The following is a 19,217-nucleotide window of genomic DNA, read 5'->3' on the forward strand; positions in this document are numbered from 1 at the left end:
TGCGTCAGGTGGTGACGGTCTGGCGGCGGTCCGCCGCCAGCGCCATCGCGTGCTGGACGACGCCGACGAGGACCTCCTTGACCGACTGGCGGTCGCGCGCATCGCACATCAGGAGGGGTACGTCGACGTCGAGGTCGAGGGCCCGGCGGACGTCTTCGGCCGGGTGACGGGCGGCTCCCTCGAAGCAGTTGACGCCGACCAGGAACGGCAGGGAACGCCGCTCGAAGTAGTCGACGGCGGCGAAGCAGTCCTGAAGGCGGCGGGTGTCGGCGAGTACGACAGCGCCGAGCGCGCCCTCGGAGAGCTCGTCCCACATGAACCAGAACCGCTCCTGGCCGGGTGTCCCGAAGAGGTACAGCACGAGGTCCTCACGCAGCGTGATGCGGCCGAAGTCCATGGCCACTGTGGTGGTGTGCTTGCCTTCCACGCCGCTGGTGTCGTCGACCGGGCGCCCGGCTTCGGTGAGCAGTTCCTCGGTGCGCAGCGGCCTGATCTCGCTGACCGCGCCGACGAGGGTTGTCTTGCCGACACCGAAGCCGCCGGCCACCAGGATCTTGAGCGTGACGGGCTCGACCGGGGGCTTGCCGCGCTCAGAACGCCCGAAGATCATCGATCTCTTCTCCTGCTTGATGGGGGTCGGGGGGCGGTGGCCCGTAGCCTCCGCCGCCGGGGGTTTCGACAACGAGTACGTCACCGGGGCCGACGTCCGTCGCATCGCTTCCGCCGAGTGTGGTGACCGTGCCGTCCGCACGCTCGACGCGGTTGGCGCCGAGGGCGCCGGGCTCGCCGCCCCCCATGCCGTACGGGGGAACCCTGCGGTGCTGGGAGAGCGTCGAGACGGTCATCGGCTCGTGGAACCGGATGCGGCGTACCGCGCCGTCGCCGCCGCGCCACCGTCCCGCGCCTCCGCTGCCGCGCCGGACCGAGAACTCCTCGAGCTGGACGGGCAGGCGCCACTCCAGGACCTCGGGGTCGGTCAGCCTCGAGTTGGTCATATGGGTCTGGACGACGCTCGCGCCGTGGAAGCCGTCACCCGCGCCGGAGCCGGAGGCGACGGTCTCGTAGTACTGGTGGCGGGCGTTGCCGAAGGTGACGTTGTTCATGGTTCCGGAGCCCTCCGCCTGGACCCCGAGCGCGGCATACAGGGCGCCGGTGATGGCCTGGGAGGTCTCCACGTTGCCCGCGACGACGGCGGCGGGCGGCTCGGGCGCCAGCATGGAGCCGTGCGGTACGACGATGTCGATCGGGCGCAGGCAGCCGTCATTGAGGGGGATGTCGTCGGCGACCAGGGTGCGGAAGACGTAGAGGACAGCCGCATTGACGACGGAGTAGGGCGCGTTGAAATTGGTGGCCAGCTGGGGTGACGTACCGGTGAAGTCGACCGTGGCGGAGCGGTTTTCGCGGTCCACGCGCACACGTACCCGGATGACGGCGCCCGAGTCTGTCTCATAGGCGTACTCGCCGTCGTCCAAGGCGTCGATGACGCGGCGCACGGCTTCCTCGGCGTTGTCCTGGACGTGCCGCATGTACGCCTGGACGACGTCGAGGCCGAAGTCGCGGATCATGCGGGCGACTTCGTCGACACCCTTCTGGTTGGCGGCGATCTGGGCGCGCAGGTCGGCGAGGTTGGTCTTCGGATTGCGGGACGGGTGGGGTGCCTCGGTGAGCAGGCGGTGGGTCTCCTCCTCGCGGAACCGGCCGTTCTCGGCGAGCAGCCAGTTGTCGAAGAGGACGCCTTCCTCCTCGATGGTGCGGCTGCCTGCGGGCATGGAGCCGGGGGCGATACCGCCGATCTCGGCGTGGTGGCCGCGCGAGGCGACGTAGAAGAGGATTCGGTCACTCTGCGTGTCCTCGGCGCTGTCGGCGTCGAAGACCGGGGTGATCACGGTGACGTCGGGGAGGTGGGTGCCACCGTGGTACGGGTCGTTCACCGCGTAGGTGTCCCCGGGCCGCATGCTGCTGCCGCGGCGCCGGATGACCTCCTTCACGCTCGTGCCCATCGAGCCCAGGTGGACAGGGATGTGGGGGGCGTTGGCCACCAGGTTTCCGTCCGGGTCGAACAGGGCGCACGAGAAGTCCAGACGCTCCTTGATGTTGACGGACTGCGCCGTGGACTCGAGTCGGGCACCCATCTGTTCGGCGATGGACATGAAGAGGTTGTTGAAGACTTCAAGGAGAACCGGGTCGGCTTTCGTGTCGAGTTCGGAACTCTGTGTAATCGCCGCGCGTTCCATGACCAGATGCCCGTCGTCGGTCGCCGCGGCCTGCCAGCCGTCGTCGACGACGGTCGTCGCACTGGCCTCCGTGATGATCGCGGGGCCTGTGACGGTGTCGCCCGGAGGCAGGTCCTCGCGGCGATGGAGGGGTACGTCGCGCCAGGCGCCGCCGGTGTGGAGGCGGACGGCCTGCGGGGCGGTGGGGCAGCCCTCGTAGGGGCGAGAACGGAGAGATCGGGGGGTTCGGTGATGCCAGTGGCTTCCACGGAGAGGGCTTCGACGACGATCGGGCGGTCGAGGATGAATGAGTACGTGGCGCGATGACGTTCTTCGAAGGCGTGCTGCATCGTGGCGGGATCGGTCAGCTCGACGGTGAGGGTGGTGTCGGTGCCGTCGTAGCGGAGCTGGGCGCGGCGGGTGACCTCGATACGGTCCTCGGGAACGTCCTCGGCGAGGAGCTCGGCGCGGGCGGCTGTCTCCAGGTCGTCCGCCGTCTTGAGGACGCCGGGCATGGCGGCGGGCTCCAGGGAGGCCTCGACGGACTGCTCGCGCATGGCGGTGGTATCGGCGAGGCCGATGCCGAGCGCGGAGAGGACTCCGGCCATGGGGGGTACGAGGACGGTGCGGATGCCGAGCGAGTCGGCGACCATGCAGGCGTGCTGGCCGCCCGCACCGCCGAATGTCGTGAGGGCGTAGCGGGTGACGTCGTGGCCCTTCTGGACGGAGATCCGCTTGACGGCGTTGGCGATGTTGGCGACAGCGATCTGCAGGTAGCCCTCGGCGACCTGTTCCGGGGTGCGGTCGTCGCCTGTCTTTTCGCGGATCTCACGCGCGAGGGCGGCGAAGCGGTCGCGGACCAGGGCCGCGTCGAGGGGCTGGTCGCCGTCGGGGCCGAACACGTGAGGGAAGTGGTCGGGTTGGATCCGGCCGAGCATCACGTTGGCGTCGGTGACGGCGAGCGGGCCGCCGCCCCGGTAACAGGCGGGCCCGGGGTCCGCGCCCGCCGAGTCCGGACCTACGCGGTAGCGGGAGCCGTCGAAGTGAAGAATCGAGCCGCCACCGGCCGCGACGGTGTGGATGTCCAGCATGGGGGCACGCAGTCGGACGCCGGCGATCTGTGTGGTGAAGACGCGTTCGTACTCACCGGCGAAGTGCGAGACGTCGGTGGAGGTGCCGCCCATGTCGAAGCCGATGACGCGGTCGAAGCCGGCGAGCTGCGACATGCGGGCCATGCCGACGATGCCACCCGCGGGGCCGGACAGGATGGCGTCCTTGCCGCGGAACTGGCCGGCTTCGGCAAGCCCGCCGTTCGACTGCATGAACATCAGGCGTACGCCTTCGAGCTCATCGGCGACGTGCTGGACGTAGCGGCGCAGCACGGGCGACAGGTAGGCGTCGACGACGGCGGTGTCTCCCCGCGGCACGAGCTTCATCAGCGGGCTGACCTCGCTGGACAGCGAGATCTGCGGAAAGCCGATGCGCCCGGCGAGTTCCCCGACGGCCTGCTCGTGGGCGGGGTGGAGGTGGCTGTGCATGCAGACCACGGCAACGGCTCGGATTCCGTCGTCGTACGCCTGCCGGAGAGGGCCTGCAAGAGCGTCCAGGTCGGGGGCGCGCAGGGCGGTGCCGTCGGCGGCGAGGCGCTCGTCGGCCTCGATCACGCGTTCGTGGAGCAGCTCGGGGAGGTCGATGCGGCGGGCGAAGATGTGGGGGCGGTTCTGGTAGGCGATGCGCAGGGCGTCGCGGAAGCCACGCGTGGTGACCAGCAGGGTGCGCTCCCCCTTGCGTTCCAGGAGGGCGTTGGTGGCGACCGTCGTCCCCATCCGTACTGCTTCGACGGGGTCCTGGGAGCCGGCCAGCAGTTCGCGGACACCCGCCACGGCCGCGTCGGCGTATCGGGCCGGATTGTCGGACAGCAGCTTGTGTGTCAGCAGCCGACCGTCCGGGCGCCGCGCGACGATGTCGGTGAAGGTGCCGCCCCGGTCGACCCAGAACTGCCAGCCTGTCACGTCTCCACCTCGCTTCCGCGCTGCTCACAGCGCCCGGAGGCCGTTGATCACGTCGCGCAGAATATTCTCGTCCGGCAGCTCGGCCGGGGGTACAGGGCGTGTCACATGGATCAGTTCCGCGTCCACGAGGTCCCCGATGAGGACCCGTACCACTCCGATGGGCAGGTCGAGTTCGGCTGCGAGTTCGACGACCGACTGAGGGGCCTCGCGGCAGAGCGCGACGATGTCCACGTGCTCCGGGGACAGCGCCGGGTCCGCTTCCGGATCGTCCGCGTGGGGCTCCGTGACGACCACCGCGATCAGATCGAGGCGGTGCTGGGCCGCATGGCTGGTGCGGCCGCGCGTCATGGCGTAGGGGCGGACGACCGGTCCTGCTTCGTCGTCGAACCAGTGGCTTCTTGCCTGACCGTCTGCGCTCATGTCATCCCACTACCCGCCTGCGGGCAGATCGGTGCGCGGAGCGGTGGCCAGATGCGCGCCGACGCGCTTCACGAGGAGCGTCATCTCGTAGGCGACCTGACCGACGTCCGAGTCGGCGTCGGAGAGGACGGCGAGGCAGCTGCCGTCGCCGGCGGCCGTGACGAAAAGGAAGGCGTCGTCGAGCTCGACCACCGTCTGCCGCACGTTGCCCGCCTCGAAATGCCGGCCGACGCCCTTGGCGAGGCTGTGGAATCCGGAGGCGACGGCGGCCAGGTGCTCGCCGTCCTCCCGGGTCAGGTCCTTGGAGACACCAGTCGCCAGGCCGTCGCCGGAGAGCACAACGGCCTTGCGGATGCTCGCGACGCGGTCCACCAGGTCGTCGAGGAGCCAGTTGAGCTCGCCGGACTTGCCGTTCGCGGTGTGGCCGGTCGCCTTCGGTGCGGTCATCGACCGTCCCCCTTAGTCGTTCCTTGTGGTGCTGTGCCGCGCTGGGCGTCGTCGCCCGCGGCGTTCTGCTCGCGGCCGCGCTGCCAGCCGCGCTGGAGCGAGGCCATCCGGCTGCGGACCTCGTCGGCGTCCCGTTCCACGGGTTCCGTCCTGTCCTCGGTGCGGCGGCCGGGGTCCTGCCGGAGTTGCGGGGCCAGGCTGGCCTGGCGGACGCGCCGTGGGAGCGGACCGACGGCGGACCCGGGCTCGTCGGCCGTGGTGCGCTCGGCGGTGTCGTCGACTGCGCCGGACTCGATCGCAGAGGGCGCTGTGCGCCTTGGGAGGGCGGGAGGCGCCGCCGGTCCATCGAGGCTACGCCCGGGCCTTGCGGTGCGCCCGCCGAGGTCGCGTACCGGGGACTCGGTGCGCTCGGCGCGACTGCCCCCCGGGGAGTCGGAGCGCTCACCGCGGTCCTCGCCCTGGGAAGCTGGGCGCTCGTCGGCACGGCCGTCGGGGCTGGATGACCGGCCGAGTGGCGAGCCGCCGCGGCGACGGGTCGGCAGGGGTGCTGTTCGCTCCGTCTCCGCTCGACGTGCGGCGGGTCCGGTCGGGTTCTCCTCGTCGGCTTCCTGGCGACGGGACCGCTCCTCGGCGACCGGGCGCCCGTGGGAGCTGACCAGCTTCGGGGTCCGTCGGCGGGGCAAGGGCACCGGGGTGCCGAGGTGATCGTCCGTGTCGGCCCGACCGGATCCGTCGAGAGGGCCGGCGCCCGGCTCGTCGTCGGCGCTGCTCGTCTTCTCGTCGTCCGCGCGGGTGAGGGAGCGGCGCGGACGGAACAGGCCGCCGCGCTCGGTCTCCTCGCCATCGAGCCCGCCGGGGAAGTCCGCGATGGCGTCCAGGTCGACGGGGGCCTCCAGTTCGACCGGCCCGTCCAGGAGCGAGGTGGGCAGGCCTGGCAGTTGCACCGGCACCTGGGAGAGTGCGGTCCTGCGGCTCTCCTCGAGTTCGGCCTCTTTGGAGGGCCGAGGGCGGTCGAGACGGAAGCCGAGACCGTTCGTGTCCGGTACCTCATCCGTCAGCAGCGAGTCGGGGATGAAGACGACGGCCGTGGTGCCCCCGTAGGGGGACGGCTGCAGCGAGACCCGGACGTTCTGCCGCTGGGCGAGCCGGCTGACCACGAACAGCCCGAGCCGGTCGGTGTCGGACAGCTCGAACTCCGGGGTCTCCGCAAGCCGGAGGTTTGCGTCCAGCAGGGCCTCGGCCGCCATGCCGAGGCCACGGTCGTGGATCTCCAGCGTGAAGCCGTTGGCGACCCGCTCGCCGAGCACATGGACGGCCGTGTGCGGGGGCGAGAAGACCGTGGCGTTCTCCAGGAGTTCGGCCACGAGATGGGTGAGGTCCGCGACTGCCGGGCCGGTGACAGCGGTGCGCGGCAGGCGGCGGACCTCGATCCGCTCGTAGTCCTCGACCTCTGCGACGGCGGCGCGTACGACGTCCATGAGCTGGATGGGTTTGCGCCACTGCCGGGAAGGGGCGGCACCGGAGAGGATCACCAGGCCCTCGGCGTGTCGGCGCATACGGGTGGTGAGGTGGTCGAGGCGGAACAGGTCGGCCAGTTCCTCGGTGTCCTCGGTCCTGCGTTCCATGGCGTCGAGGAGCGTGAGCTGCTTGTGGAGGAGAACCTGACTGCGGCGGGCGAGGTTCACGAAGACCTCGGAGACACCGGAGCGGAGTTGGGCCTGTTTGACGGCGGCTTCGACGGCAGCGCGCTGCAGGGTGTTGAGGGCTTGGCCGACCTCGCCGAGCTCGTTCCTGTCGTACTCCAGGCGCGGGACCTCGGTCTCCACGTCGACCTCTTCGCCCGCCGAGAGGCGGCGCATCACGCTGGGCAGTCGTACGCCGGACGCCTCGTGCGCCTCCAGGCGCAGTTGCCGCAGATCGCGAATGTGGCCGCGGCCGATGCGGACGGACACGAAGAGCGAGACCAGCAGTGCGATCAGGCCGAGGACTCCGGCGACGACGGCCTTGACGATGACGCCGATCGCGATCGGGCGGACGCGGTCCTGATAGCGGTCCGCAGCCTCGTCGTCAAGGGTGCCGAGTTCGTCGAGGACGTTCCCGGCGGCGGTGTCCCAGCTCTGCGCGGTGACTCCGCCGGCATCGCCGGAGGGCTCGGAGACGGCGGATTCCTCGGCGGCGCGCAGGGGTGCGCTGGCGGCGTTCTTCCAGAATCTCTCGTAGCGGTCGCGCTCCGAGCTCGGCAGCAGCGGCAGGTTGGTGTCGTACATCAGTGTGCGCTGGGCCATGAGGTCGGTGATGTCGCGGATCTCGCCGCGGGAGAGCTTGCCGACGATCAGCGCGGAGCCGAGGAGAGCGTCCTCGCGGGAGAGCAGTTCGCGGGCTCGGGCGAGGTTGACGAGTGCCCGGTGCTGCGTGTCCATCTCCACATTGTCGACGACATGGAGGTCGGCGAGGAGGACGAAACAGGGGTCGACCAGGCGGTTGTACAGGTCGAGGGCCTGAGAGCGGTTGACGGTGCCGTCCTCCACACTGCTGCGCAGGGATTCGATGCTCTCGAAGGCGTCCAGTACGGCGGTCAGGCGTTCGTTCGTGGCCTCGCCGAGGGCATCACGCACCTCGGTGTCGCGGGCGTTCTTGCGGACCTTGGCCAGGGCTTCGTCGGTGGCGGTCCGGCTGCGCCTGAGCGCGGCGAGTCCGTCCGAGGCACGAGGGTCGGCGAGATGGACCAGGGTCTGGCGGCGTTCCTGCTGGAGGACCCGGACGGTGTCCTCAATGGGGTAGCCGATGTTCTCGACCACGGACGAGACGCTGACCAGCCGACCTGCTTCGCGTCCCGTAAGTACCGTGGCAAAGGTCCAGATCGCGGTCAGGGACACCAACGGCACGAGCAGCAGCGCCACGATCTTCCTGCGGATGGACTTCCCGCGAAAGCGCATGGCCTCCCCCAGCTCGACCCCCACCGGCAGGGGGTACATGTGCATCAACAAACGGCGCGAGCCTACTACCGTCGCACAGTTAACTCGAAGGGCCTTCCGGAGGCCGAGCTTCCGTACGGGTCGCCGGGCATGGGGAGTTGTCCGGTCATTGCGGGAGATTGCCCCCCGGATTCCGGCCGCGGTCCCGAGACCCGATCAGATCGGCATGACTGGGCGTTTGGCCGGAATTTTTCGCTCGTTGGGAATCTTCGGGGCGCACCGTTCGTCCTTCTCTACAGGAAATGGGGGCGGAATGGGCCACAGGAGCCGCATCCTGCACCCGGGCGGCGTAAAACAGCGCAAGCCGGGCAGCCACTGGGGAGTCGGGTCTTCGGACCGGGGCGAGCGGTCTACTGGCGGTGGGGAGTGACACGGTGATGGGCACGGCGGAGCTTCGTGAGGCACCCGCGGACGGCACGGCCGCGCGGGTGAGGGAGCGGCGGGACACCAGGGCACCGGATCGCGACATTCCGGCAGGCGGACCCGAGCCGGCGGACCGGCGCGCGGCCAGGCAGGGGCGGGATGCGGCCGACGCGGGCTTGTCGGGGGAAGGGCGTGACGCTCCGGCGGGTATAGGCACCGGAGCGACGGAACACGGCCGCGTCGCGGGGTCCGATGAGCCGGATGCAGCCCGAGGGCGGTCGTATTACCGACCGTTGTGGGTCGAGGAGCCCGCGAAGCGCCGTCGGCTGCCCGACCCGGTGCGGACGGCGGCCGTGCGGGCGGTGCTCATCATCGCCGTGACGTTGATCCAAGCGATGATCGCCTTCCTGTGCACGATGGCCGGATCCTGGCTGGCGTTCCCCATGGTGATCAGCAGCGTCGTCAGCACCGTGGTGGCGACCTGGAGTGTGCTCGACGTATGGGTGACGCGTCAGGTCTGGAATCAGCGCAACGGCGTGGTGTCGATGCCGAGCAGCACCGCACGCGCTTTGCGCCGCGAACGGCGCAGGGCACGGGCCACCGAGCGCACGCAGCAGCGAATACGCCGACGGGGCGGCACCGGACAGCTGTCGCACCCCTGAGGTACCTGTCCTCGGGGGCGGGAGCCGCGGCGTCGGGCTCCCGCCGGTGGCGGCGGCCAGTCTGTTCCGCCGAGGCCCTTCCGCTCAGAGTGCGGCCGGCTCCACTCTCCCTTCCCCGCCCACGAACTCGCGTCCTTCCTGTTTGATCAAGGTGCCGGACGTCGATCGCGTCGAGTACGGATTGATCAAGGTGGCGCTGCGCGAGTGGCTCCGCTACGCCTGGGGTGTGCCTCGCCGACGAACCCCCCTCCTTTGAGGAGACGGTGACGGGTACGGCCGTCGAGTGGATCGGTGACGCGGCCGCCATCGAGCGCTACGGCACGGAGAACCTCGCGCTCGGAAAACGCATCACCTATGACGTGAAGGCGGACTGGAAGCTGATCGTCGAGAGTTTCATGGAGTGCTGCCACTGCGCGACGTTCCATCCCGAACTCACCAATGTCCTCCCAGAGTTCACCGACGGCTACGCAGCGGTCTTCGTCAATCTCGTACCGGATCACGTCATCCTGCACCGGGGGTTCCCGCTTGCCGAGGGCCGCACGGAAGTCGACTGCGACCGGCTGTACGAGCCGGAGGTGGTGGCGTCGGGGGCGGACGTGTCGAAGTCGGTGGAGCTGTTTCACGGGGTGAACGTGCAGGACTTCGAGGCGTGTGAAAGGACCCAGTCGGCGATGGGTTCCCGCGCGTACCGCAAAAGCGGTGTGCTGTCCCAACGAGCACCACATCGGGATCTCCCACGAGTGGCTGGTCGAGAGGCTGGGAGGCGGCCATGCCGGACCTGTTCATCGACAGCGAGTGGCGCCGTCTCCTCGACGAGTGCACCCGTGAGAGCCGCTGCCCGCAGACGGCTCGCCGGTCGGGGTCGTGGACGAGCGACGAGGCCCGGGCCCGCGGGTCGCGGCTGCGCCTGGGCACGGTCTGGATCAACGACTACCACCCGTACGTCCCGCAGGCGGAGTGGGGCGGCGTCAAGAAGTCCGGTTCGGGCGCGATGGCGGGTCGGCGGGGCTCGTCGAGTACCGCGAAATCAAGCACATCTGGCGCAACACCGCACCCTCCCCCGGGCTGGTTCAGTCCCGCCCCCACTGATCCCGACACCGCACGAGCCGCGTACTCCCCACCGTCCCCAGCCCCACCAGGAGCCCGCCATGACGACAACCCGGCAATCACCCCCCGGACAACCCGGCCGCGACGACGCCGAACTCGCCGAGTTCGGCTACAAACCCGAACTCAGGCGCACCCTCGGCAGCTTCCACACCTTCGCCGCCGGGATCAGCTACATCTCGATCCTGACCGGCACGTTCCAGCTGTTCTACTTCGGCTACGGCAGCGGCGGCCCCGCCTACTGGTGGTCGTGGCCGATGGTCTTCGCCGGCCAGTTCATGGTCGCCTTGTGTTTCGCGGAGCTGGCAGCGCGCTATCCGGTCGCGGGCTCGGTCTACAACTGGTCGAAGAAGATCGGTAATCCGCATCTGGGCTGGCTCGCGGGCTGGATGATGCTGGTCGCCTCCATCGTCTCGATCTCGGCCGTGGCGCTGGCCTACCAGCTGACGCTTCCCCAGATATCTGATGTGTTCCAGTTCGTGGGGGACGGCACCGGCACCTACGACGTGGCGACCAACGCGGTCATCCTGGCCGCGGTGTTGATCCTGTTCACCACCGTGGTGAACGCCTTCGGCGTCAAGCTGATGGCCCGGATCAACACGGCCGGCGTGTTCATCGAGCTGATCGCCACCGTTGTACTGATCGTGCTGCTCGCGGCGAACATCACGCGTGGCCCACAGGTGGTCACGGACACCGCCGGAACCGGCGCGGGCCACTCGGCCGGCTACCTGGGCGCGTTCCTGGTGGCCTCGCTGGCGTCGGCCTACGTCATGTACGGCTTCGACACCGCCGCCTCCCTCGGCGAGGAGTCCCTCGACCCGTCCCGGAACGCGCCCCGCGCCATCATCCGGGCGATCGTCGCCTCCTTCGCCCTGGGCGGACTGGTCCTGCTGCTCGCGCTGATGAGCGTGTCCACTCTCAACGGGGACAAGCTGTCGACGGAGGGTCTGCAGTACATCGTGCTCGACGTGCTCGGCCCCACCGCCGGCAAGGCGATGCTGTGGTGCGTGCTGATCGCGGTCACGGTGTGCGCCCTGGCCGTCCACACGGCGGCGATCCGGCTGGCGTTCGCGATGGCCCGGGACAACAACCTGCCCGCGTCCTCCCTGATGGCCCGGGTCAGCCCGCGCTTCCAGACGCCGGTGCTGCCGGCCGTGATCATCGGGGTCCTCGCGCTCGCGATCCTCGTGGTCAACATCCGCCAGCCGCAGATCTTCACCGTCGTCACCAGCATCGGCATCATCATGATCTACCTCGCCTACCTCGGCGTCACCGCGCCCATGCTGGTGGCCCGGCTGCGGGGGAAGTGGCAGTCGGCAGAGGGCAGGTTCTCGATGGGCCGCTGGGGGCTGCCCGTCAACATCGGCGCGGTGGTGTGGGGCGCGGTCATGACGGTCAACCTGATCTGGCCGCGGGCCTCCGTCTACAACGCAACGGCCCCGTTCCACTGGTACCTGCAGTGGGGTGCCGTGCTGTTCGTCGCGATCATCGCGGGCGGCGGCTTCGCCTACTACTGGTTCGTCCAGCGCCACCGCACCGGCGTCCTCGCCGAGCACCAGTTGGAGACCGCTGCCCCGCTCACCGCCCCGCCGGCAGACTGAGATCCGGCCACAAGGAGGTCAACAGCTCATACGCATCGGCGAGTTCGACTACGTGGCGGTCGTCGGCGGCACGGCGGGCAACGTGGTCGCGGCCCGGTTCTCCGAGAACCCCAGCGGATCTGTTCAAGGGGGATGACTAGGCCGGTCGCTTGAACATCCTCGTCGCCGTGATCTCGCTGTGCCCGGCTTCGCCGACGGGAGCCTCACGCGGAAGTCCCGGCCGGAGGTGTTCCTCCACGCTGATGTACTTCAGGCCCGCGCGCAGGTCCGCGTCGTTGCGCAGCCGGATGACCAGCGGGAACTCGGCGAGTGCCGTGGTGTCGAACAGGCCGGTGGTGTAGAGGAGCTGGACGCCCAGCGCGTCCGACACGGCGCGCTGGAGCTCCAGCAGGTACGTGGCGTTGGCGCGGCCGATGGGATTGTCGAGGAACAGCGTGCCGGCGTGCCGGTGCTTGTCGCGGCCCCGGTCGTTGGAGCGCAGCGCGGCCATCGTGCAGTACAGGGCGATGGCCGCGGTGAGCAGCTGGCCGCCGGAGAACACATCGCCCATCTGTCCGACCGGGACACGCTCCGCGCGCAGGACGGCGTCCGGCTTGAGGATCTCGACGGCAACGCCCTTGGGCTGAAGTGCCGCGGCCACGCCCCGCAGCAGCAGGGACATACCATCCCGCCGCAGGTCGGAGTTCTTCTTGACGGCGGCCCGGGTCGCCTCGTCGATGACCTCGCCGAGCCGCTCGGTGAGGGTGGCCTGGTCGGGTTCCTCGAAGCGGATGCGCAGGAACTCCTGTCCGGACCACTCGCCGAGCCCTTCGGGCAGCCGGGACAGCCGCTGCGCCGAGCGCAGGGTGGCCAGCGCCGAGTCGACCAGCCCGCGCAGCCGGTCCACGATCGAGTCCCGGTTGCGCTCCAGCTGCGCCAACTCGTCGGTGAGGACGCGCAGTCGGGGCGCGAAGGCATCGGCCCACTTCTGGGCGTGCTCGGGCAGCGCGGATGCGGGCAGCTCGCGGATCTGCTGCCGGGCGGGGGTGCGCACCTGCTCGTAGCGGGTGGAGTTGGCGTGCCGGACGAGGATGTCGCTCGCCTCTCGGACGGCGGCCTCGGCGGCCGACAGGTCAGCGGCGCAGCCGCGCAGGGACCGGCGGGCCTCGGCGGCGGACTGCCGGGCGTCCTCGAGGCCGGCCGGGTACGGCTCCGGCGCCTCCTGCTCCTCGTCCCCGGCGTGCTCGCGCAGCAGGTCGCGCAGCAGCGCGGCGATCTCGTCGAAGCCGCCGGCCGCGTCCTCCGCGGCGCGATGGGCGTCGAGGAGCTCGGCGTGCGCCTCCCGGGCCTGCGTCAACGCCTCGGTACGCGAGGCCAGTTCGGAGGCCGCCGTGCGCAGCAGCGCCTGCGCGTGCTCGGCGTCGCGGGGCTGGAGGTCGTCGGGCAGCTCGGTGTGCGTGTCGCCGTCCTCGGGTGCGTGCCGCTCGGCCTCGCCACGCAGCCGGCCGAGGTGCTCGCTGGCGCTGGACATCCGGGTCTCCAGGAGCTGTACGAGCTCCTCCGCGCGCGCGGCGGCGGACTGCCGGGACGGCCCGTCGGAACCGTCGGGGGACTCGAGCAGCTGCTCCGCGCGCGTGCGGACCTTGTTGCTCAGCCGGTCCAGCTCCGCGCGCGCTGCGCTCTCGTCGCTCTCCGAGCGCGCCTGCTCGGCCCGCAGGTCGGCGCCGACGCCGACCTTCTCGTACACCTGGGATGCTGCGCGATAGGCCTCGCGCAGAGCGGGCAGGGCCGCCTTCGGCGCGTCCGTGGCCTCTTCCGGTACGTCATCGGGGGCGCCGGCGATCTCGGAGCGCTCGGCGCGCAGCGCACGCGCGGTGCGGCGGGCGTCGTCGGCGGCCCGCTGGGCGGCACGCCGGTCCTCGTCGGCGGCGCGGGCACGCTCCAGGCAGGCCTGGGCGCGGGCCTCCGACTCGGTGGCCTCGTCGGCGAGTTCACGCAGCTTCACCTGCCAGCCGGCCCGCTCGCGCAGCCGGAAAGCCAGCCCGGCGAGGGCGTCGGCGGCGCGCCGGGCCTTCTGTGCGGCCTCCTGCCGCTCCTCGCGCACCTGCGCGGCCTCCGCGGCGGCCTCCTCGGCCTCGGCCCGCACGGTCCGCGCCTCGGTCAGCTCGGCCTCGGCCTCCTCGGCGGACGCGCGCGCCTCCCGGGCGGCCTGCGCCAATTCGACCAGCCGGCCGGCCGGACAGCCCGTACGCCACGAGGCAAGGCGTGCGGCCAGTTCACGATCCTTGCCGAGCCGCGCCGCGAGCGTGCGGATCCCCTGGTCCCGTTCGGTGGCCCGCGCGCGCAGCGCCTGCCGCTCCTCGTCGGCGGCGTGCTCGTCGTGCATGGCCGGGTTCGGCGGGACGAGGAACATGTCGCCGGGGGCCGAGTCGGCGGGCGGGGTGGGTGCGAGCAGGGCGGCGGCCGTGCCGACCGCCACGGCGGAGCGGGGCAGCAGCGCGGCGTCGCTCAGCGCCTCCCGGGCGCGTGCGTGCGACGCCGGGTCGGTGATGATCACGCCGTCGACCAGCTCCGGACGCGCGGCCAGCACGCGCGCGTGGTCGGCGGGATCGACGGCCTGGGCGAGATAGCGCCAGCCGGGCAGGGCGGGGATGCCGTGTTCACCGAGGTACTCCACCGTGGCCAGCACGTCCGGGCCGGGCGGCAGCAGCCCGCCGTCACCGAGCGCACCGAGGATCCGGGCGTCGTCGGCGGCGGCCGTCCTCAGCTCGAACAGTTGCCGCTCGGCCGAGGAAACCGCTTCGTCGAGCAGCTCGCGCAACTCGTCGGCGAATCGGTCCAGTTCCTCGGCCGTGAGGGCGCCCTCGGCGAGGGGGCGCGGAGCCCTGCGGGCGTCCTGGCGCGGGCGGCGCGACGGGGTGTCGGCCACGTCCGTGCCCGCGCCCCGCCCGGCCGCGCCGTCGGCTGCGTCGGCAGCGGCCGCTGGAGCGCTGCCGGTGAGGCCGTCCGCGGCCTCCGACGGCGCACCGGGTACACCGTCTCCGGAACCCTGTCGCCCGGCCCCGCCCCCGGACGCCGCCCCGCCGGAGCCGGGCAGGCTGAGCAGCTCCGCCAGCCGCTCCTGAGCGGCCAGCCCCTCGGCGATACGGCGCTCCGCCTCGTACGACCGCTCGGCCGCCGAGGCCGCGTCCGCCGCGCGGGCCGCCGTCAGCTCGGCGCGGGACTCCGCCGAGGCGGCCTCACGCGCGTGCTCGCTCGCCCGGCGCGACACCTCACGCGCCGTGTCCCAGGCGGCCACCGCCGACTTCTCGGCATCGCTGGCCGCGAGGGCCGCGCGGGCCGGATCGGCGTCGGGTGCGCTGTCGTCGAGCCAGCCCGCGCGCACCGCCTCGGCGGTCTCCTGCTCGACCTCGGTGAGGCGCTGACGCAGGTGCCCGGTCTCGCTGCGGGCCCGCTGCGCCTGCGTGGCGGCGGCGGTGGAGTCCCCATAAGCGGACTCGCTGACCTCCTGCAACGCCGCGGACCGCTCCTCCTCCTCGTTGGCGAGGGCCTCGGCGCTCTCCGCGGCCACGTGCAGGGCCCGTACGAGGTCGACGGCGGCCTTGGTCCGGGCGGCCAGTGCGGGGGCGGCGTCCCGCTCGGCCTCCTGGATGGCGGCGGCCACGCGTGCGACCCGGTCGGCGGCGGCGCGGTGCCGCAGCACGGCTTCGGCGGCCTGCCAGGCCGCGTGCAACGTACGTGCGTCGGCGAGCTCGCGTTTCTGCGCGGCCGCCGACTTCTCGGCCGCGGCCAGCGCCAACGAGGCGTGCCGGTAGGCGAGTTCGGCCGCGATCAGCGCGCTGCGCTCGCGCCCCGACTCGGCGTGGGTGACCGCGTAGGCTGCGGCCGTGACCCGCTGGGCGAGGTCGGCGGCCCGCACCCGCTCCTGGGCGCCGCGCGCGGACAGCCGCCGGGCCAGCGTCCGCGTCCGCCGCTCGGCGCCGGCGTGGATGTCACGCGCGCGGGCACGCGCTTCGGCGGCCTCCACGATCCGCCCGAGCAGGTCGACCGACCCGGCGGTGAAGTCCCGTTCGGCGATCAGCTCGGCGCGCCGCCCCAGCTTGTTGCCGAAGCCGCTGACGAGGTCGGCGAGCCCGTCGGTGTCCCGGGTGTCGGTGACCGCGCGCAGCAGCAGATCGGTGAAGTCGGAATCCTTCTTGACCGCGAAAAGGCCGGCGGCCTCGCCCTCGTCGGCGTTCATCTCCCGCTGGTAGCGGAAGAGTTCGGGGTCGAGGCCGAGGTCGCCGAGGTGCTCGATCCACCGGTCGTGGATCTCCTCCCAGTGCACTTCCAGGTGCGGGTACGCCTTGCCCGCCTCGGTGAGCGCGTCCCGGAAGCCCTTCATGGTGCGCCGACGGCCCTGCGCGCCGGACTGGCCCTCGGCGGGCGGCCGTATGGCGGTGGCCTCGGCCACGGGCAGGTTGTCCAGCGTGAGCCCTGGCCCGGGACGGAAGGAGTACCAGGCCTCGGCGAACTTCCGCGGGTCGTTGGAGACCTGACGGCCCCGCCATTCGCTCACCTTGCCGACGACGACGCACTCGCCGGTCTGCACATGCTGCCACTCCAGCGCCACGTGCCCGCAGTCGTCGGCGAGCAGGAACTTTCGCAGCACACCGGAGCTGGCGCCGCCCAGAGTGTTGCGGTGACCGGGCAACATGACCGAGAAGATCAGCTTCAGCAGGACGGACTTGCCGCCGCCGTTCTCCAGGAAGAGCACACCGGCGGGCGCGGGCCGGCGCGGCGGACCGACGGGCTCCTCCTCGAAGAACTCCGCCTGGGTGGGCGCGGGGTCGGGCACGGGCTCTCCCACACTGCGCAGGTCAAGCACGGTGTCGGCGTAGCGCGCACCGGCGGGCCCGATGGAGTAGAGGCGGACCCGGGACAGCTCGTACATGGCGGACTCTCGTAAGCCTTCGTCAGTCTTCGTCAGGAATTCGTCAGGGGAAAGGGAGTTCAGGCGGAGTGGAACGGCAGCCCGGCGTCGGCCACCAGCTCCAGGTCGTCGGTGTCCTCGGCGGGCAGCAGCGTCGGCGTGCCGTCGGTGACCGGGACGACGCCCAGGTCCAGTAGCTCGGCCATGGCGGCGCTGCCCGCCATGTCGCGCACCTGGAGCTGATAGCGGGCGGTCGTCCGGTACGTCCCGCCGTTGTCGTCGCCGGTGCGCTGCAGGAACCCGGAGTCGGTGAGGAACGCCACGGCCTTGCCGACGATACCGGTCGTGGAACCCGCGAGCCGGCGCGCGTCCTTCGTGGCACCCGTTGCACTGCGTCTGACCCAGATCCGCCACGCGGCCTCCAGCCCGGGCGCGTCCGTGGCGGGGTCGGTGTTCTCCCCCTGCTCGGCCGCCCGCTCCTCCAGCCGCCGGCAAGCCTGGCGCACGAAGGCGTCGATGCCGTTGACCGTCACGCGCCCGATGTAGCCGTCGTCGGCCAGGTCCTCGGGCCGCGGAAACGCCATGGCCGCCACGGCGAGATGTGCGAGCCCGTGCAAGAAACGGTCCCCGGAGTCGGCAGCGGTGCGCCGCGCGTAGTCGCCCATGCGAACGGCGAACACCGAGTCCTCTGCCGCGGTCACCGCCATCCCCGCTCGCGGCGACACCTCCAGCACGACCAGCCCGAGCCCGGTGGCGACGGCGTCCGCGAGCCGCGCGAACGCCGGATCCTCCCGGTACCGGCGCAGCAGATCCGCGTACTCCTGGTCCCGTGCGGGCAGCAGCTTCGGCTGCAGTCCGAACGCCACGAGCCGCGCCGCGTCGGCAGCGTCGGCAGGGGTGACGGCGGCGGAGGCGGACAGGGCACCGGCCTCCGGCTCACTCCGGTCGACGTTCTCGCTCACGGTCGGTGCTCCTCGCTGCGCTGGTGCTCGTACGTACTCATGCCGCCTCTGTCCTGTCGGCCGCCATCCCTGCCGCATCCAGCAGAGCCGTACCGACGATGAGATCGGCCCCGCCGAACTCGGGGTCGTCCAGCTCGGTCCCGTCGTCCACGGCGAACAGGAGCTTCTCCTCCCCCTGCCGGTAGGCCGTGCCGACCGCCGGGCTGGCCGCGTGGACGGCCAACAGGGCGACGAGATAGGGCAGGTCGGGATCGCGCCGCCGAGCCTGAGCCAACAGCCCCGACAACCGCCGCGGCGCATCCGCCGGCAGGTCCAGCAACTCCGTGGCCGCCGCCAACTGCTCCTCGCTGAACCGGCTGTCGTCCGGCGTCGCGATCAGGTCCGGCTCCGGCATCTCGGCCCCCAGATGCTCCCGCTCCAGCGGCGGAGTCAGCAGCAGGTCCACCAGGTCCCCCATCCGAACGGACACCGGCGTGCGCAGTCCGGTGCCCCGCGCGAAGAAGGCGTCCGTGACGTGGATCGCCTGTTCCAGCGGCAACGGGAGCACCGGCGCGACGAGATGGCCGTACAGGTCTATGCCCGACGTCGCCATCGGCGCGGCGAAGGCCTGCCGGTCCTGCTCGGCCCGGAACAGCGGCCCGGCCTCCAGCAGCCGCGACTGCAACTGGGTGTGCCGACGGATGCAGTCCTTGACGATGTCGACCAGTTCGGCGGCCCGCCGCTTGTGCTCGGGGTCCTCCGACTCGTCGCGCGCCCTGCGGATGTTGGTGAGGATCGCGTTCTCGTGCCGGTAGCGGTCTGCCACGTGGTCGAGCGCCTCCGCGATCATGTCGGGCACGGTGTTCAGCCAGTCCACCGCACGGACGTTGCGCCGGGTCGCCTCGAGCGCCCTGCGGAGGGTCTCCGAGTACTGCACGGTCCGGTAGCGGGCCTGCTCGGCCGCCAGCTGGGCGTCCGCGAGCCGACCGCGGTTGATCAGCACCTCCAGCTTGACCTCGGCGGCGATCTGCGCGCTGGTGACGTCGGTGTCGAGGGCGCCGACGAGGACGTTGACCGCCTCGTCCGTCGTACGAAGATAGACGCTGCCACCGGGGCCCGGCACCTCCTCGATCAGCTTGAAGTCGTAGTCACGCCGGACATACGTACCATCCGGTGCGAATGTGCCGTACACCGCCCGGAACCCGCGGTCCACGCTGCCGACGTTGATCAGGTTCTCCAGCACCCAGCGGGCCACACGCTCGTGCTCGACGACGGGTCGCTGCGGGGCCTGCGCGGCGATGCGCGGCAGGAGCCGGGCGACGACCTGGTCGTGGTCGGCGCCGGTGTCGAAGTCCATGTTCAGCGTGACCAGGTCGATCGCCGCGAGGGCGACCTCCGCCATGCCGTACACCGCGTACTCGCCGGCGAGGTTGGCCTTGCGCGCATCGAGATCGTGCAGCGGCGCGGTGCAGGCGAGCGCGCGCAGCCGCCGCGCCAGTCCCTCGTCGGCGGCCGGACCCGGAGCGGGTCGCGGCCCCGCGCTGAACTGGGGCGGAACACTGTCCGTCGATGCAGGCGAAGTCACGGT

The 19,217-nt window shown here is 71.4% G+C and carries 9 protein-coding genes and 3 pseudogenes; 4 read left to right on the plus strand and 8 right to left on the minus strand.

Annotated elements, in window-relative coordinates:
- Positions 1 to 4 precede the first annotated feature (4 nt).
- The 5 genes and pseudogenes from StrepF001_RS03235 to StrepF001_RS03255 all read right to left on the minus strand — a co-directional run bounded on the left by StrepF001_RS03235 (position 5) and on the right by StrepF001_RS03255 (position 8,028).
- Entirely contained in the window at positions 5 to 610 is a 606-nt protein-coding gene (locus tag StrepF001_RS03235) for an ATP/GTP-binding protein (protein ID WP_129796743.1), read from the minus strand.
- Positions 591 to 4,225, minus strand: a pseudogene (locus StrepF001_RS03240) (hydantoinase B/oxoprolinase family protein). The gene StrepF001_RS03235 and the pseudogene StrepF001_RS03240 overlap by 20 nt, the downstream one beginning before the upstream one ends.
- Positions 4,226 to 4,249: 24 nt before the next feature.
- The gene (locus StrepF001_RS03245) at positions 4,250 to 4,645 is read right to left on the minus strand and encodes a DUF742 domain-containing protein (protein ID WP_129796744.1); all 396 of its coding nucleotides are present in this window, start codon (positions 4,643 to 4,645) and stop codon (positions 4,250 to 4,252) included.
- Between the two features lie 9 nt (positions 4,646 to 4,654).
- Positions 4,655 to 5,092, minus strand: a complete 438-nt coding sequence (locus StrepF001_RS03250; protein ID WP_129796745.1) for a roadblock/LC7 domain-containing protein — start codon at positions 5,090 to 5,092, stop codon at positions 4,655 to 4,657.
- Positions 5,089 to 8,028: a nitrate- and nitrite sensing domain-containing protein gene (locus StrepF001_RS03255; protein WP_129797496.1), complete on the minus strand. Its 2,940-nt coding sequence runs from the start codon at positions 8,026 to 8,028 to the stop codon at positions 5,089 to 5,091. The genes StrepF001_RS03250 and StrepF001_RS03255 overlap by 4 nt, the downstream gene beginning before the upstream one ends.
- Positions 8,029 to 8,444: 416 nt before the next feature.
- On the opposite strand from StrepF001_RS03255, the gene StrepF001_RS03260 reads away from it, so the two are divergent.
- The 4 genes and pseudogenes from StrepF001_RS03260 to StrepF001_RS03275 all read left to right on the plus strand — a co-directional run bounded on the left by StrepF001_RS03260 (position 8,445) and on the right by StrepF001_RS03275 (position 11,797).
- Entirely contained in the window at positions 8,445 to 9,092 is a 648-nt protein-coding gene (locus StrepF001_RS03260; RefSeq protein WP_129797497.1) for a hypothetical protein, read from the plus strand.
- A gap of 142 nt (positions 9,093 to 9,234) precedes the next feature.
- A pseudogene (locus tag StrepF001_RS03265) lies at positions 9,235 to 9,920 on the plus strand (SRPBCC family protein); the annotation flags it as partial.
- Between the two features lie 37 nt (positions 9,921 to 9,957).
- Positions 9,958 to 10,154, plus strand: a pseudogene (locus tag StrepF001_RS03270) (aldehyde dehydrogenase family protein); the annotation flags it as partial.
- 86 nt (positions 10,155 to 10,240) lie between these two features.
- Complete coding sequence (locus StrepF001_RS03275; protein WP_129796746.1) at positions 10,241 to 11,797, plus strand: amino acid permease; 1,557 nt, start codon at positions 10,241 to 10,243, stop codon at positions 11,795 to 11,797.
- A gap of 136 nt (positions 11,798 to 11,933) precedes the next feature.
- Here the strand turns inward: StrepF001_RS03275 and StrepF001_RS03280 are convergent, their stop codons facing one another.
- The 3 genes from StrepF001_RS03280 to StrepF001_RS03290 are packed head-to-tail and all read right to left on the minus strand — an operon-like array spanning position 11,934 to position 19,214.
- The gene (locus StrepF001_RS03280; RefSeq protein ID WP_129796747.1) at positions 11,934 to 16,709 is read right to left on the minus strand and encodes a hypothetical protein; all 4,776 of its coding nucleotides are present in this window, start codon (positions 16,707 to 16,709) and stop codon (positions 11,934 to 11,936) included.
- Positions 16,710 to 16,768: 59 nt separating this feature from the next.
- Positions 16,769 to 17,650, minus strand: a complete 882-nt coding sequence (locus StrepF001_RS03285) for a hypothetical protein (protein WP_129796748.1) — start codon at positions 17,648 to 17,650, stop codon at positions 16,769 to 16,771.
- Positions 17,651 to 17,687: 37 nt separating this feature from the next.
- Positions 17,688 to 19,214 carry a hypothetical protein gene (locus StrepF001_RS03290; protein WP_129796749.1) on the minus strand — a complete coding sequence of 509 codons (1,527 nt, stop codon included), beginning with the start codon at positions 19,212 to 19,214 and terminating at the stop codon, positions 17,688 to 17,690.
- Positions 19,215 to 19,217: the final 3 nt, after the last annotated feature.

Source organism: Streptomyces sp. F001, from assembly GCF_004187715.1.
Lineage (GTDB): Bacteria > Actinomycetota > Actinomycetes > Streptomycetales > Streptomycetaceae > Streptomyces > Streptomyces flavusporus.